At 73.6% G+C, this 13,715-nt stretch carries 16 protein-coding genes; 6 read left to right on the forward strand and 10 right to left on the reverse strand.

The features are described from left to right. Nucleotides 1-27: 27 nt before the first annotated feature. From guaB to BKA22_RS03155, 3 genes are all read right to left on the reverse strand, one after another. The gene (gene guaB / locus BKA22_RS03145) at nucleotides 28-1,545 is read right to left on the reverse strand and encodes an IMP dehydrogenase (RefSeq protein ID WP_146951414.1); all 1,518 of its coding nucleotides are present in this window, start codon (nucleotides 1,543-1,545) and stop codon (nucleotides 28-30) included. A gap of 68 nt (nucleotides 1,546-1,613) precedes the next feature. Further along, nucleotides 1,614-2,378: a response regulator transcription factor gene (locus BKA22_RS03150; RefSeq protein WP_146951415.1), complete on the reverse strand. Its 765-nt coding sequence runs from the start codon at nucleotides 2,376-2,378 to the stop codon at nucleotides 1,614-1,616. 181 nt (nucleotides 2,379-2,559) lie between these two features. After that, nucleotides 2,560-3,471 (reverse strand): MerR family transcriptional regulator, encoded by a 912-nt coding sequence (locus BKA22_RS03155; protein WP_146951416.1) that lies wholly within the window; start codon nucleotides 3,469-3,471, stop codon nucleotides 2,560-2,562. A gap of 213 nt (nucleotides 3,472-3,684) precedes the next feature. Here BKA22_RS03155 and BKA22_RS03160 point away from each other — a divergent pair, with 213 nt between their 5' ends. After that, nucleotides 3,685-3,981 (forward strand): WhiB family transcriptional regulator, encoded by a 297-nt coding sequence (locus BKA22_RS03160; protein WP_146951417.1) that lies wholly within the window; start codon nucleotides 3,685-3,687, stop codon nucleotides 3,979-3,981. A 146-nt stretch (nucleotides 3,982-4,127) separates the two neighbouring features. On the opposite strand, the gene groES is transcribed toward BKA22_RS03160, so the two are convergent. Next, complete coding sequence (groES, locus tag BKA22_RS03165; protein WP_146951418.1) at nucleotides 4,128-4,424, reverse strand: co-chaperone GroES; 297 nt, start codon at nucleotides 4,422-4,424, stop codon at nucleotides 4,128-4,130. 251 nt (nucleotides 4,425-4,675) lie between these two features. Between groES and BKA22_RS03170 the strand changes: the two genes are divergently transcribed. From BKA22_RS03170 to BKA22_RS03185, 4 genes are all read left to right on the forward strand, one after another. Next, nucleotides 4,676-5,863: a class I SAM-dependent methyltransferase gene (locus BKA22_RS03170; protein ID WP_146951419.1), complete on the forward strand. Its 1,188-nt coding sequence runs from the start codon at nucleotides 4,676-4,678 to the stop codon at nucleotides 5,861-5,863. Then, complete coding sequence (locus BKA22_RS03175; RefSeq protein ID WP_146951420.1) at nucleotides 5,863-7,011, forward strand: glutamate--cysteine ligase; 1,149 nt, start codon at nucleotides 5,863-5,865, stop codon at nucleotides 7,009-7,011. Before BKA22_RS03170 ends, BKA22_RS03175 begins: the two co-directional genes overlap by 1 nt. A gap of 92 nt (nucleotides 7,012-7,103) precedes the next feature. Continuing rightward, on the forward strand, nucleotides 7,104-7,478 hold the full coding sequence (locus BKA22_RS03180) for a PadR family transcriptional regulator (RefSeq protein ID WP_146951421.1): 375 nt from the start codon (nucleotides 7,104-7,106) through the stop codon (nucleotides 7,476-7,478). Next, a complete protein-coding gene (locus BKA22_RS03185) occupies nucleotides 7,475-8,002 on the forward strand; it encodes a hypothetical protein (protein ID WP_146951422.1) in 528 nt (175 codons plus the stop codon). The genes BKA22_RS03180 and BKA22_RS03185 overlap by 4 nt, the downstream gene beginning before the upstream one ends. Before the next feature lie 20 nt (nucleotides 8,003-8,022). On the opposite strand, the gene tsaD is transcribed toward BKA22_RS03185, so the two are convergent. Then, nucleotides 8,023-9,063, reverse strand: a complete 1,041-nt coding sequence (gene tsaD / locus BKA22_RS03190) for a tRNA (adenosine(37)-N6)-threonylcarbamoyltransferase complex transferase subunit TsaD (protein WP_146951423.1) — start codon at nucleotides 9,061-9,063, stop codon at nucleotides 8,023-8,025. A 76-nt stretch (nucleotides 9,064-9,139) separates the two neighbouring features. Between tsaD and BKA22_RS03195 the strand changes: the two genes are divergently transcribed. After that, nucleotides 9,140-9,781, forward strand: coding sequence for a malonic semialdehyde reductase (locus tag BKA22_RS03195; RefSeq protein WP_146951424.1), 642 nt, complete (start codon nucleotides 9,140-9,142; stop codon nucleotides 9,779-9,781). 24 nt (nucleotides 9,782-9,805) lie between these two features. On the opposite strand, the gene BKA22_RS03200 is transcribed toward BKA22_RS03195, so the two are convergent. The 5 genes from BKA22_RS03200 to alr all read right to left on the reverse strand — a co-directional run bounded on the left by BKA22_RS03200 (nucleotide 9,806) and on the right by alr (nucleotide 13,669). Next, a complete protein-coding gene (locus BKA22_RS03200) occupies nucleotides 9,806-10,669 on the reverse strand; it encodes a sulfurtransferase (protein ID WP_146951425.1) in 864 nt (287 codons plus the stop codon). Nucleotides 10,670-10,738: 69 nt separating this feature from the next. Further along, nucleotides 10,739-11,224: a ribosomal protein S18-alanine N-acetyltransferase gene (gene rimI / locus BKA22_RS03205; protein ID WP_179561622.1), complete on the reverse strand. Its 486-nt coding sequence runs from the start codon at nucleotides 11,222-11,224 to the stop codon at nucleotides 10,739-10,741. After that, nucleotides 11,221-11,886, reverse strand: coding sequence for a tRNA (adenosine(37)-N6)-threonylcarbamoyltransferase complex dimerization subunit type 1 TsaB (gene tsaB / locus BKA22_RS03210; protein WP_223203402.1), 666 nt, complete (start codon nucleotides 11,884-11,886; stop codon nucleotides 11,221-11,223). Before tsaB ends, rimI begins: the two co-directional genes overlap by 4 nt. A 5-nt stretch (nucleotides 11,887-11,891) precedes the next feature. Further along, nucleotides 11,892-12,446: a tRNA (adenosine(37)-N6)-threonylcarbamoyltransferase complex ATPase subunit type 1 TsaE gene (gene tsaE, locus BKA22_RS03215; RefSeq protein ID WP_146951427.1), complete on the reverse strand. Its 555-nt coding sequence runs from the start codon at nucleotides 12,444-12,446 to the stop codon at nucleotides 11,892-11,894. Further along, entirely contained in the window at nucleotides 12,443-13,669 is a 1,227-nt protein-coding gene (gene alr, locus BKA22_RS03220) for an alanine racemase (RefSeq protein WP_146951553.1), read from the reverse strand. The genes tsaE and alr overlap by 4 nt, the downstream gene beginning before the upstream one ends. Between the last annotated feature and the right edge of the window lie 46 nt (nucleotides 13,670-13,715).

Consider the following 13,715-nt stretch of genomic DNA (forward strand, 5'->3'; position numbering starts at 1 on the left):
GCCTCCGGACGCTCGCCGGACGCGCCGTCAGCGACCGGTGTAGTTCGGCGCCTCGACCGTCATCTGGATGTCGTGCGGGTGCGACTCCTTGAGGCCCGCGGGCGTGATCCGGATGAACTTCCCGCGCTCCTGCAGCTGCGGGATGGTGTGCGCGCCGACGTAGAACATCGACTGGTGCAGCCCGCCGACGAGCTGGTGCGCCACGGCCGACAGCGGGCCGCGGTACGGCACCTGACCCTCGATGCCCTCGGGCACGATCTTCTCGTCCGAGACCACGTCCGCCTGGAAGTAGCGGTCCTTGGAGTAGGACACGCGCCCGCGCGAGGCCATCGCGCCCAGCGAGCCCATGCCGCGGTAGTGCTTGAACTGCTTGCCGTTGACGAACACCAGGTCGCCGGGCGACTCGTCGCAGCCCGCCAGGAGCGAGCCGAGCATCACGGTGTCCGCACCGGCGACGAGCGCCTTGGCGATGTCGCCCGAGTACTGCAGGCCGCCGTCACCGATCACCGGCACGCCGGCCGGCTTGCAGACGGTCGCCGCGTCGTAGATCGCGGTGACCTGCGGCACGCCGACGCCCGCGACGACACGCGTCGTGCAGATCGAGCCCGGGCCGACACCGACCTTGACCGCGTCGACACCCGCCTCGACGAGCGCCAGGGCACCCTCGCGCGTGGCGACGTTCCCGCCGATGACCTGCACGCGCCGCGTCGCCGGGTCCGACTTGAGCCGGCGCACCATGTCGAGCATGAGGCGCGCGTGCCCGTTGGCGGTGTCGACGACGAGCACGTCCGCACCCGCCTCGGCCAGAGCCGTGGCCCGCTCCCACGCGTCGCCGAAGAACCCGATCGCGGCACCGACGACCAGCCGGCCCTCGGCGTCCTTCGTCGCGTCGGGGTACTGCTCGGACTTGACGAAGTCCTTGACGGTGATGAGCCCGCACAGCACGCCCTCGGCGTCCACCAGCGGCAGCTTCTCGATCTTGTGCTTGGCCAGCAGCGCCGCGGCGTCCTCGCGCGCGATGCCCTCGGGCCCGGTGACCAGCGGCATCGGCGTCATGACCTCGTGCACCCGGCGGGTGTCCCAGACACCGCTCGGGACGAACCGCAGGTCGCGGTTCGTGATGATGCCCAGCAGGTGCCCGGCGCCGTCGACGACCGGCAGGCCGGAGACGCGGTACTGCCCGCACACGCGGTCCAGCTCGGTGAGCGTCGCGTCCGGCCCGACCGTCACGGGGTCGGAGACCATGCCCGACTCGGAGCGCTTGACCAGGTCGACCTGGTGCGCCTGGTCGGCGATCGACAGGTTGCGGTGCAGGATGCCGACACCGCCCTGACGAGCCATGGCGATCGCCATGCGGGACTCGGTCACGGTGTCCATCGCGGCCGACAGCAGCGGCACGCGCACGGAGATCTCGCGGGTCAACCGCGAGGTCGTGTCCACCTCGCTGGGGATGACGTCGGTCTCCCCCGGCAGCAGGAGGACGTCGTCGTAGGTGAGCCCGATGCGGGCGAAGGGATCGTGGGCGGCGGTTCCCGGCTCCGTCATCCGCTCAGGATACGTCGGGCGGCGGGCGACCCCGGACGGCCCCGGACGGCTCTGACCGCCCCGACGGGTCAGCGGATCAGACCCCGGCGCAGGCCGATCGCGACCGCCTGGGCGCGGTCGGCGGCGCCCAGCTTGCGGAAGAGGCGGCGGGCATGGGTCTTGACGGTGTCCTCGGAGAGGAACAGCTGCGCGCCGATCTGGGCGTTCGACCGGCCGTTGCTCATGCCGACGAGCACCTCGATCTCCCGCTTGGTGAGCGCGACCGCCTCGGGGCCGCGCTCACGGCGTGCCGGTCCGCCGTCCAGCCCGTCGACGGGCAGACCCGAGGACTGCACCGGCACCGTCGGGTGCAGCTCCGTCGCGAGCGCGTGCGCCAGGACGTCGACGTCCTCGACGAGCACGTCGACCGAACGAGCAGCGGCGACCGCGCGCAACGAGGCGCCCTGGTGACCCGGCTGCGGCAGCACGGGGGCGGCGAGCACGTGGGCGGCGACGGCGGCGAGCTCGGCCCGACCGACCTCGGGGGCGAGGAACCCGCGGGCGCCGAGGCTGAGCGCGCGGTCGAGGGCGACGGCGTCGTCCGGCGTGGCCAGCAGCACGATCGCGGCGGCCGGGGCGACGGATCGCAGACGGCGCACGGCCTCGGGCATCCCGGGCGCAGGCAGGTTCGCGTCGAGCAGGACGACCGTCGGCGGGATCCGCCGGGCGTGCGTGAGCAGCTCGTCGACCGTGGCTGCCGCCCGGACCGGTGTGAGCGCCGGGACACCGATCGAGGTGACGACCAGGCGCTCCCTCACCAGTGCCGAGCCGTGGCAGATCACGACTCCAGCCATGTCGTCCCCCTTGTGTGTTACCCGTGCGTATCTAGGTTCCTATCGGCCTGCTCGGCGCGTCAGGTTAGCCACGGCACGGGCACGTCGATCACGGGTCCACGCCCGCGACGGTCGATTCCTCCCCCGATGCGAGGGACACACGAATGTCAACGCCCGTTTTGACCCTCGTGGGCGAAGGATTTCACCCGATCGTGTCATCGCGCAGCACGACGGCCACGACCTCGTGCAGCAGACCGGTGAACGTCCGCGCCCGATGCACCGATCGGGTGAACGGCATGCGCTCGGCCGCCGCGTCGGGCACCACGAGGAACTGCGGCAGGTCCGGATGGGTGTCGACAAGCCGCTGGACGAGGCCGGGATCGAGGTCGGGGCGTTCGCTCAGATGCACGAGGGCACCCGGACGGCTCATCAGCACGAGCTCGTGCACCCGGTGCGGGCCGACCGGGCCGCCCACGATGCGCGCGTCGGCGCCGGCCGCGGCCAGGGCGGCCGCGAGCGCGTGCACGGACAACGGCCGGGGTTCGCCCGCCGGCACCACGAGCAGCACCACGGGTGATCCCGCAGGTGGGGGCACCTGCGTGCGCGTGCGCAGCGCGGCGAGCGCGGCTGCGGCGAGGGTGAGGGTGGCGTCGACGCCGGGCCGGTCGACGACGGTCAGCCGCGCGAGCGCGTGCACCGACGGCTCGACCAGCTGCGTCCACCACGAGGCGACATCGGCACCGTCGCGCAGAGCGAGCAGGCGGGCGCACCGGTCGGCGTCCCCGGCCACGGCGGCGTCGACGACGTCCGACGGTGTGATCGACGCCGGTCCGGGGTCTCCCACGGCGCCCAGGTCACCCGTCTGGGCGAGCCGGGCCGCGTCGGCGGGCGCGACGCCGTCGACGGTGAGACGGCGCATGACGAGGAGGCGGTCGACGTCCTGCGGCGTGTACCGGCGGTGCTGCCCGGGTGCGTGCGCGGAGGGCCCGAGCCCGTAGCGGCGGTCCCAGGTGCGCAGGGTGGCCGGTGCGACTCCGAGCCGACGGGCGAGGGCGGCGACCGTGAGGGCGGGGGCGGACGACTCGACGTGCAGCACGTCCTCGTCCGGGGCCATCCGACGATTGTGCCAGGGCGCCGCAGGGGGCCGTCCACCTGCGCGAACAGGACCGAAGCGCGTCAGCAGAAGAACGCGCGAACGGGCCTTGAACAACTCTTGGCGCGGTTGTAGCGTGGCAATCCGTACGGTTCATCCGTACATCCGGACCACCACGGAGCGGTGTGGGCCCTCAGGGCCGGCGACCGCTCGGAGCGACCGAGGAGCGTGCACATGGCCGAGATCTCGCGACTGCCCGGACCGGTGATGGACCTGTGGGAATGGCAGTTCGACGGTGCCTGCCGCGAGGCCGACCACGACCTGTTCTTCCACCCCGAGGGCGAGCGCGGTGCGGCGAGGCGACGGCGGGCCGAGGCGGCCAAGGCCATCTGCAGCACGTGCCCCGTGCTGCGCGAGTGCCGCGAGCAGTCCCTGACCGTGCGCGAGCCGTACGGCGTCTGGGGCGGCCTGTCGGAGGACGAGCGCACCGCCGTGCTGCTCGAGCGCGCCGGACGGCGCAGCGCCTCCTGACCCAGACCGTCCTGAACTCGAACCCTGCGCCGAACCACACCCGGCCGAACCACACCCGGCACCTGAGTCTGCGCCAGACGACGAGAGCCCCCACCCGATCGGGTGGGGGCTCTCGTCGTACCGGGCCGCGAGGCCTCAGCAGCGGGTCACTTGACCACGACCGCCAGGATGTCGCGAGCGGACAGGATCAGGTACTCCTCGCCGGAGTACTTCACCTCGGTGCCGCCGTACTTGGAGTAGATGACCTTGTCGCCGACGGCCACGTCGAGCGGGACGCGATTGCCCTTGTCGTCGATGCGACCGGGGCCGACAGCCAGGACCTCGCCCTCCTGGGGCTTCTCCTTGGCGCTGTCCGGGATGACGAGACCGGAGGCGGTCGTCTGCTCCGCCTCGAGCGTCTTGACGACGATGCGGTCCTCGAGCGGCTTGATGGAGACCGACACAGCGGACCTCCCCTTCGCGTGTGAGTGCGTGCGTGAGTTGTCTGTGCCGCACGTGCGGGCCACCGTCGTCGCGGGTGCCGGGGCCTGTCGGTGCGGGCGGCGCTCCCGGAGGAGTGCCAGCAACTCACTCTAGGAACGGGTTAGCACTCGGTCAAGGCGAGTGCCAGCCGTCCGCGCCTGGCGAACACCGGGAGGCGTGCTGTGCCGCGAGACGGTGCCCCTGGCGGGCGCCGCGTGCGAGGATCGGCCGCATGGACGCCCAGGGGCTCGCCCAGCTGCTCAGCCCGACCGGATGGGCGCTGCTGTCGGCGCTGCCGCCCTACGACGAGGCCCGCACCATGGCCCTGTCCGAACGCCTGCGGCACGAGGGACTGGACCCGGCGCTCGTCGCCGCCGCCCTCACCCAGTCGCGGCTGCGCGCGAAGGGGCACGCCAAGTTCGGTGACTTCGCCGACGGGATGCTCTTCACCCCCGCGGGCCTCGAGCAGGCCACCCGGCTGACCGTCGCCGCCCAGCACGCCCGCCGCTACCTCTCTGCGGGCTCGACGCACGTCGCCGACCTGACCTGCGGCATCGGTGCGGACTCGATGACGTTCGCCGGGGTCGGGCTGCGCGTGCTGGCCACCGATGTCGACGAGATCACCGCGTCGGTCGCCACCGTCAACCTGCGGCACTTCCCCGAGGCGGAGGTCCGGCACGCCGACGGGCTCGACCTGGACCTCGCCGCGGAGGGCGTCGACGCGGTCTACGCCGACCCGGCGCGACGCACGTCGTCCGGGAGCCGCGTGTTCGACCCGGCCGCCTACTCCCCGCCGCTCGACGCCGTGCTCGCCGTCCGGGCGCAGGTGCCCGCGCTCGGCCTCAAGCTCGGACCCGGGATCCCGCGCGCCGCCGTACCCGCCGACGCCGAGGCCCAGTGGGTGTCCGTCGACGGCGACGTCGTCGAGGTCGGTCTGTGGTTCGGCCCGCTCGCGCCCGACGGGCCGGGGCGCAGTGCGCTCGTGCTGCACCACGGCACCTCGCACGTGCTGCGTTCCACGCCCGAGGACGACCCGCACCCACCGGTCGGCCCGGTCGGCGCCTACTTGTACGAGCCGGACGGCGCGGTGATCCGCGCCGGGCTGGTCGGCACGGTCGCCCACGAGGTGCACGGTCGCCTGCTGGACCCCACGATCGCCTACGTGACCTCCGACACGCTGCACGACCTGCCGACCGCGACGGCCTACCGCGTGCTCGACACCCTGCCGTTCGGCCTGAAGCGTCTTCGGACCTACCTGCGCGGCCGGGACGTCGGCCGGATCACCATCAAGAAGCGCGGCACGGCCGTCGTGCCCGAACAGCTGCGCAGCCAGCTCGACCTGCGCGGGACGACGGAGGCGACGATCGTGCTCACGCGCGTCGGCGGCACCCAGCAGGTGCTCGTCGTGGAGAGCGTCTGATGGCCGCGCCCGTCCGGCTCCCGTTCGCGCGTTCCGAGCGGTCGACGGTCGGCATCGAGTGGGAGCTCGCGCTCGTCGACGTCGACTCCGGCGACCTGCGGCAGGCCGCCCCGACGATCCTCGAGGCGGTACGCACCGACGACGGGCTCGACCACCCGAACATCAAGCAGGAGCTGCTGCTCAACACGGTCGAGGTCGCCTCCGGCAAGTGCACGACCGTCGGGGAGGCCGGCGAGGACCTGCGCCGCGCGGTCGAGCAGGTCCAGGCGGCGGCGACGCCCCTGCGGATCGACGTCATGGGCGGCGGCACGCACCCGTTCGCGCACTGGGCCCGCCAGAAGGTCACCGACAAGCAGCGGTACGCCACCCTGATCGACCGCACGCAGTGGTGGGGCCGGCAGATGCTCATCTACGGCGTGCACGTGCACGTGGGCATCGAGAACCGCGCCAAGGTGCTGCCGATCTCGCGGGCGATGCTCACGGTCTTCCCGCACATCCAGTCGTTGTCGGCGTCCTCGCCGTTCTGGGCGGGCAAGGACACCGGGTACGCGTCCAACCGAGCCCTGATCTTCCAGCAGCTGCCGACCGCCGGCCTCCCGTTCACGTTCGACCGGTGGGAGCAGCTCGAGCAGTACGTCGGCGACATGATGCACACCGGCGTGATCGACCAGTTCGACGAGGTCCGCTGGGACATCCGCCCCTCGCCCCGGTTCGGCACGCTCGAGATGCGCATCGCGGACGGCGCGACGAACCTCCTCGAGGTCACCGCCATCTCGGCGCTGACGCACTGCTTCGTCGAGCACTTCTCCACGCTGCTCGACCGCGGCGAGACGTTGCCGACCCTGCCGACCTGGTACGCGCAGGAGAACAAGTGGCGTTCGGCGCGCTACGGCATGGACGCGATCGTCATCACGGATGCCGACGGCGCCGAGGAGCTGGTCACCGACTCGGTCGCGCACTGGCTGACCGAGCTGGCCCCCGTCGCCGAGCGGCTGGGCTGCTCCGTCGAGCTCGAGCAGGTCCGGGTCATCCTGCGCCGCGGGGCCTCGTACCAGCGGCAGCGCGCGGCGGCCCGCCGGCACGCGGGCGAGCTCGACGCGGTGGTGCGCTCGCTCGTCGCCGAGATGCGGGCCGGGCGTCCGTTGTAGCCGGCTGCCGATCCGACGATCGTGCGCCGGACTCCACTAGTTGACGTTGGCGACTAGTTGACATTGCCAGCTAGTCGGCGAGACCATCTTCCATGCCCGCCGATCACGACCCGCAGATGCTCAAGGGGGTCCTCCCCCTGCTCGTGCTCGCCTCGCTCGCGCACGCCGAGTCGTACGGGTACGAGCTGGTCGTGCGCCTGCGCGAGGACGGCCTGACCGACCTGTCCACCGGCACGCTCTACCCCGTGCTCACCCGACTCGAACGCGACAGGCTGATCAGCTCCCGGCTCGTCGCCTCCCCGTCCGGCCCCGCACGCAAGTACTACCTGCCGACCGACGAGGGCCGCACCGCCCTGACCGACCGCTCCGCGGCCTGGACCCAGCTGGTCAGTGCCGCACGCACCGTCCTCGGACGCGTGCCGACCGGCGACCTTCGCCTCACCGACCACGAAGGAGACCCCCGATGAGCTCACCTGCCACCCCGGCCCGCCCGGGTGCGCGCGACCGCTGGCGCCGGGACGTGTACCTGCTGCGGTTCGGCGCGGCCATGCAGGACCACCCGTACCGGCAGTACCGCAGGATCCGCGCCGAGGTACGCGCCTCGGTCGACGCCGCAGCCGCGGACGTGGGCATGCGCCGCGCGCTCGAGGATCTTGGTGCGCCCCGACGCCTCGCCCTCGCCTACCTCGACGAGCTGGACCGGGACCGTCCGCGATGGACCGACGGTGCCGTGCTCGGCGCGATCATCGGGATCGGGTTCCCCGCCTACATGTTCCTCGCCTACGCCCTGGGCGCGATCGACACCCTCGACGCCGCCGGTGGCGGGAGCGTGCGGCTGAGCTGGCTCGGCGCCCCGGTCACGGCCACGTCCGACGCCGGCGGGATGTCCGTCGACCTCGTGCTGTCGTGGCAGGGCACGGCGGTCAGCGCGGGCCTCTTCGCCCTCGCGTTCGCGCTCGGCGCGCGGGTGTGGCGCCTACGTCGGCACTGACGGCCAACTCGCAGGAGGGCTCAGACGAGGACGCGGGTGAGCGGCATCGAGGAGTCCACCGGCAGGTCGAGGGCCGAGGGCGCCATGCCCCGCCGCACGACGGCCGAGCCGAGCGCGGCGATCATCGCGCCGTTGTCGGTGCAGTACCGGATCGGTGGGATGCGCAGGGTGATGCCGGCCTGCGCGCAGCGGACCGCGGCCATGTCGCGCAGCTGGGAGTTCGCGGAGAACCCGCCGCCGACGACGAGGGTGTCGACGCCGTGCGCACGGCAGGCCGCGATGGTCTTGGCCGTGAGTACGTCGGCGACCGCCTCGGCGAACGAGGCCGCGACGTCCGGCAGCGGGATCTCCTGCCCGGCGTCCTGCCGGGCCTCGACCCAGCGGGCCACCGCGGTCTTCAGGCCCGAGAACGAGAAGTCCGCGGCGTGCGCGGCCTGGTCCTTGGCCGCGGTCAGGCCGCGCGGGAACCGGATCGCCTCGGGGTTCCCCTCGCGTGCGAGCCTGTCGATGTGCGGGCCGCCGGGGTACGGCAGGCCGAGCAGCCGACCGACCTTGTCGAAGGCCTCCCCCGCGGCGTCGTCGAGCGTGGAGCCGAGCTCGGTGACGTGCACGGTGTCGTCGATGAGCAGCAGCGAGGAGTGGCCGCCGGAGACGACGAGCGCCATCACCCGCTCGGGGAACGGCCCGTCGACGAGCTCGTCGACCACGGCGTGACCGATGACGTGGTTGACGCCGTACAGGGGCTTGTCCAGGCCGATCGCGAGCGCCTTGGCCGCCGACGCACCCACGGTCAGCGGACCGACCAGGCCGGGTCCGGCGGTCACCGCGATCGCGTCGACCTGGCTCAGCGTGACGTCGGCCGTGGCGAGCGCGCGCTCGATGGTCGGCACCATGGCCTCGAGGTGGGCACGCGAGGCGATCTCGGGGATGATCCCCCCGAACCGCGCGTGCTCGTCGACCGAGCTGGCGACGGCGTCGACGAGCAGGTCGTGGCCCCGGACGAGGGCGACACCCGTCTCGTCGCAGGAGGTCTCGATCCCGAGGACGAGGGGGTCAGCCATGCCCACCATGGTAGGCGTGAGCGACGTCACCCCTTTCATGGGACGATTCCACAGTAATTGAGAGTTCAATCAGGGTATGAGCACCGACACCACCGTCCTCGACGGACTCGACTTCCCCGCCCCTGCGCTCGCCGTCGCCGACGACGTCGCCGACCTGCTGTTCCGTGAAGCGCGCAGCGTGCACCACTTCACGGACGAGGAGGTCACGGACCAGGAGATCGCCGCCGTCTACGACCTCGTCAAGTGGGGCCCCACGGCCATCAACATCGTGCCGCTGCGCCTGCTCCTCGTGCGCACCCCTGAGGCCCGCGCCCGGCTCGCCGCGCACATGGGCGAGGGCAACCGCGAGCGCGTCCTGGCCGCACCCCTGTCGATCGTCGTCGCGGCAGACACCCGCTTCCACACCCACATCCCCGTGCTCATGCCGCCCTACGCCGCGATGGCCGAGTCCCTCGAGGACAACGAGCCCACCCGCGAGCAGATGGCCCGCACCAACGCCACCCTGCAGGCCGGGTACCTGCTCGTCGGGCTGCGCGCCGCAGGCCTGTCCGTCGGACCGATGAGCGGGATGGACGCCGCCGGCATCGACGCGGAGTTCTTCACGGAGAACGGCTGGAAGGCCCTCATGGTGTTCAACGTCGGCCGCACCGAGGGCTCGACCACGCCGCACCCCCGCGGTGAGCGCCTCACCTACCAGCAGGCCGCGCTCACGGTCTGAGGGAACGACACCCGACCCGTCCGGTCACGCACCCCCGCCGTCGGCGGGACCCGTGGCGACCGGGCGGGTCTCGTCGTTCGACCACTGCGACCAGGACCCCGGGTACAGCGAGGCCTCCACACCGATCGAGGCGAGCGCAGCGACCTCGTGCGCCGCCGTGACGCCCGACCCGCAGTACACCGCGACCGGCGCACCCGCCTCGGCGCGCAGCGCCCGGAAGCGGTCGCGCAACGCCTCGCCGGGCAGGAACCGGCCGTCCGCGTCGAGGTTCGCCGTGGTCGGCGCCGACAGGGCGCCCGGGATGTGCCCGGCCTTCGGGTCGACCGGCTCGACCTCCCCCGCGTACCGCTCACCCGCACGCGCGTCCAGCAGGGTGCCCGCACCGACCAGCTGTGCGGCGCCGTCCGCATCGAGCGTCGGCATGGCACCGGCGGCGAGCACCACATCACCCGGGTCGGCGGTCACCTCCCCCGCCTCGAGCGAGAACCCGGCGGACTGCCAGGCGGGCAGGCCGCCGTCGAGCAGGCGCACGTCGCGCACCCCGGCCCAGCGCAGCAGCCACCACGCGCGCGCTGCGGACATGCCGCCGATCCCGTCGTAGGCCACCACGGCACGCCCCTCGCGCACGCCCCACCGCCGGGCGGCCGCCTCCAGGTCCGCGAGCGCCGGCATCGGGTGCCGTCCCTCCTGCGGGCTCGGCGGGGCTGCCAGCTCGGTGTCCAGGTCGACGTACAAGGCCCCGGGCACGTGGCCGGACAGGTACTGCTCATGCCCGTCGGTGCGGCCCAGCACCCAGCGCACGTCGAGGACGACGGGCGGCTCCTCGTCGGCGAGCAACGCCGCGAGCGTGGTCGCATCGACCAGGACGGTTCCGCGCGGGTCGGTCATCGGGTGCTCCCTCGGGGGTCGTGGTCGGGGGTCGTGGGTCCGGGGTCGGGCCGCGAGGCCGCGCACGGGTCAGACGTCAGCCTGCTGCAGGTCCAGCCGCATCGTCCAGGCGTCCACGTTCCCGGGCTGGTAGTAGGCACGACGGCGACCCAGCCGCTCGAACCCGGCCCCGGTGTACAGGCGCAGGGCCGGCTCGTTGTCGACCCGCACCTCGAGCAGGACGACCCGGGCACCGACGGTCCGCGCCCGGCCGACGAGCGCGTCGAGCAGCAGGCGTCCGATGCCGCGGCCCTGATGCTGCTCGCTCGTGCCCACGGTCATGACCTGCGCGTCCTCGCCGTCGAACCACAGCCCCGCGTAGCCGACGAGCGTGCCGCCCAGCTCGGCGCCCACGTACCAGCGGCCGGGGCCGACGATCTCCTCGGCCAGCGACTGCGTCGACCAGGCTGCCGGGCCGAACAGCTCACGCTCAAGGACGTCGAGCACGGGCACGTCCTCGACGCGCAGCGCGCGCAGCACCACGTCCTGCGGGTAGGCGCCGTCGGCGGGGGTCACCCGAGCACGCGCTTGCGGGCCGCCGACGGCACGGCGTCGGGTCGACGCAGGTACAGGGGCTCGGTGCCGAGGGGTTCGCCGGCCGCGACCCGCAGCAGGGCGAGCCGCGCCAGCTCGGCCGGGTCGACGGCCGCGGGGACGACCGAACCGAGGTCGAACACGTCCGGGTAGAGCCCGGCACCGGGTCCGACGACCACCGCGCCGTCCTGGTCCACGTCGGCCGGCGCGCCCACCGCCGGGGCGCGGGTCACCCGCACGACCCCGGGCCCCTCGGCGCGGTACCCGGCGGTGTAGACCTCGCGGCGGCGCGCGTCCGTCACGACGAGCAGGTCCGTCCCGGCGGGCACGACACGCGAGGCGGCCATGGCCAACGCGTCCAGGCTCGGCACGCCCCGAACCGGGATGCCCAGGGACAGCGCGAGCGTGCGCGCCGTCACCAGGCCCACGCGCAACCCCGTGAACGGGGCGGGCCCCGTACCGACGACGACCGACGCGAGGTCCGTCCGGCTCACGCCCGCGTCGACCAGAACGGCGGCGACCATCGGGGCGAGCAGCTCGGCGTGGTGCCGCTGCTGCTCGTCGGAGCGGGCTGCGAGCACCGTGCCGGCGTCGTCGACCAGGCTGACGGCGACCGCGGAGGAGGTGTCGAGGGCGAGGTGCACGACGCTCAGCCTGCCACCTCGTCCTGGCCGGGCAGCCCGACGCCCGCCCAGCGCGCACCGACCGGCGTCACGACCAGCACCCGCTCGCCCGCCGAGGGGTCCTCACCTGCGGCGAACGCCTCGTCGACGCCGATGCCGTCGGAGGCGCCGCGCGGGCGCCGCAGCGCCAGCTCGAGACGGTCGGCCGCCAACCCCTCCACCCAGCCCTCGCCCCACTCGACGACCGTGACCGACTCGTCCAGGCTCGAGTCCAGGTCGAGCGCGTCGACCTCGTCGAGCGAGCCGAGCCGGTACGCGTCGACGTGCACGAGCGCCGGACCGCGGGTGCCGTCGGCACGGGTCAGCGGCGGGTGCTCCCGGGCGATGATGAACGTCGGGGAGGCGACCTGGCCGCGGACCTGCAGCCCCTCGCCGAGCCCCTGGGTGAGGGTCGTCTTCCCGGCACCCAGGTCACCGGTGAGCACGACGAGGTCGCCCGCACGCAGCACACCGGCGAGCGCCCGCCCGTAGGCGCGGGTCGCCTCCGCATCGGGCAGACGGACCTGCAGGGGCGCGCTCACCCGGCGACCTGTGCGGCGCCGACCTCGGACGGCCGACCCGCGCCGCCGACCGCGTCAACGGCCGACTCCTGGCCCCCGAGGTCGCCGACGTGCACGCGCGGCACGCGCGAGCCGAGCCGGGTGACGATCTCGTAGCTGATGGTGTCGGCCGCGAGGGCCCAGTCCTGCGCGGTGGGCCCGCCGTCGGCGCCGGTGCCGAACAGCACGACGCGGTCGCCGGCCTGCTCCGTGGCACCAGGGCCGAGGTCGACGACGACCTGGTCCATGCACACGCGCCCCGCCACGCCCAGCCGTCGGCCGCCGACCTGCACCGGCCCGCCCACCCGCACCGCGTCACCGGACGCGTGCCGTGGGATGCCGTCGGAGTAGCCGAGCGGCACGACCCCGAGCACGGTGTCCTGGGGGACGACGTACTGGTGCGCGTACGAGACGCCGTGCCCGGCAGGGACCGCCTTGACCGTCGCCAGCTCGGCCTCGAGCGTCATCGCCGGCGTGAGCCCGAATGCCTCGGGCCCGCCCAGCTGTGGCACCGGCGACAACCCGTAGACCGCCAGCCCGGGCCGAACCAGGTCGTAGTGCACGGCCGGTGTCGTGAGCGTGGCCGCCGAGTTGGCCAGATGACGCACCTCGAGGCGGATGCCCGCCGACTCGACCGTGCGGACCGCGTCCGCGAAGACCTCGGCCTGCGCCCGGACCGCGGGGTGCTCGGGCTCGTCCGCGAACGCCAGGTGCGACCAGAGCCCGACGACCTGCACGGCACCCTCGGCCTCGGCACGCAGCGCCGGGGCGAGCAGCTCGACCAGCTGCGGCGGCGTCAGCCCGTTGCGCCCGAGCCCGGTGTCGACCTTGAGGTGCACACGGGCGGTGCGACCGGCGGCACGGGCGGCGGCGGCGACCTCCTCGAGGGCCCACCCGGCCGCGACCGACACGTCGATGTCGGCCTCGACCACCTCGCGCAGCGGTGCGCCTGGCGCGTAGAGCCAGGTGAGCACGCGCACGTCGTGCACGCCGGCCGCCCGCAGTGCGAGCGCCTCGCTGACCTGGGCGGTGCCCAACCACGTCGCCCCGCCGGCGATCGCCGCACGGGCGGCCGACACCAGGCCGTGCCCGTAGGCGTCGGCCTTCACGACGGCCATGACCTGCGCGGTCGGCGCATGGGTGGCGAGGCTGCGGACGTTGTCACGGATCGCGGTCAGGTCCACGACCGCGCGCGCCGGGTACATGCTCACGCGCGACAGTCTCTCACCGCCACGGGACGGCCCGTCGCGC

The sequence above is a fragment of the Cellulomonas soli genome (genome assembly GCF_013409305.1).
Classification (GTDB): domain Bacteria; phylum Actinomycetota; class Actinomycetes; order Actinomycetales; family Cellulomonadaceae; genus Cellulomonas; species Cellulomonas soli.

What these genes read in the sequence shown, in the direction of transcription:
- BKA22_RS03195 (WP_146951424.1), top strand. Translation starts at nt 9,140, where the DNA reads ATGAGCACCGACACCACCGTCCTCGACGGACTCGACTTCCCCGCCCCT.
- BKA22_RS03160 (WP_146951417.1), top strand. Translation starts at nt 3,685, where the DNA reads ATGGCCGAGATCTCGCGACTGCCCGGACCGGTGATGGACCTGTGGGAA.
- BKA22_RS03150 (WP_146951415.1), bottom strand. Translation starts at nt 2,378, where the DNA reads ATGGCTGGAGTCGTGATCTGCCACGGCTCGGCACTGGTGAGGGAGCGC.
- alr (WP_146951553.1), bottom strand. Translation starts at nt 13,669, where the DNA reads ATGTACCCGGCGCGCGCGGTCGTGGACCTGACCGCGATCCGTGACAAC.
- BKA22_RS03170 (WP_146951419.1), top strand. Translation starts at nt 4,676, where the DNA reads ATGGACGCCCAGGGGCTCGCCCAGCTGCTCAGCCCGACCGGATGGGCG.
- guaB (WP_146951414.1), bottom strand. Translation starts at nt 1,545, where the DNA reads ATGACGGAGCCGGGAACCGCCGCCCACGATCCCTTCGCCCGCATCGGG.
- BKA22_RS03155 (WP_146951416.1), bottom strand. Translation starts at nt 3,471, where the DNA reads ATGGCCCCGGACGAGGACGTGCTGCACGTCGAGTCGTCCGCCCCCGCC.
- BKA22_RS03180 (WP_146951421.1), top strand. Translation starts at nt 7,104, where the DNA reads ATGCCCGCCGATCACGACCCGCAGATGCTCAAGGGGGTCCTCCCCCTG.
- BKA22_RS03185 (WP_146951422.1), top strand. Translation starts at nt 7,475, where the DNA reads ATGAGCTCACCTGCCACCCCGGCCCGCCCGGGTGCGCGCGACCGCTGG.
- BKA22_RS03175 (WP_146951420.1), top strand. Translation starts at nt 5,863, where the DNA reads ATGGCCGCGCCCGTCCGGCTCCCGTTCGCGCGTTCCGAGCGGTCGACG.
- tsaD (WP_146951423.1), bottom strand. Translation starts at nt 9,063, where the DNA reads ATGGCTGACCCCCTCGTCCTCGGGATCGAGACCTCCTGCGACGAGACG.
- BKA22_RS03200 (WP_146951425.1), bottom strand. Translation starts at nt 10,669, where the DNA reads ATGACCGACCCGCGCGGAACCGTCCTGGTCGATGCGACCACGCTCGCG.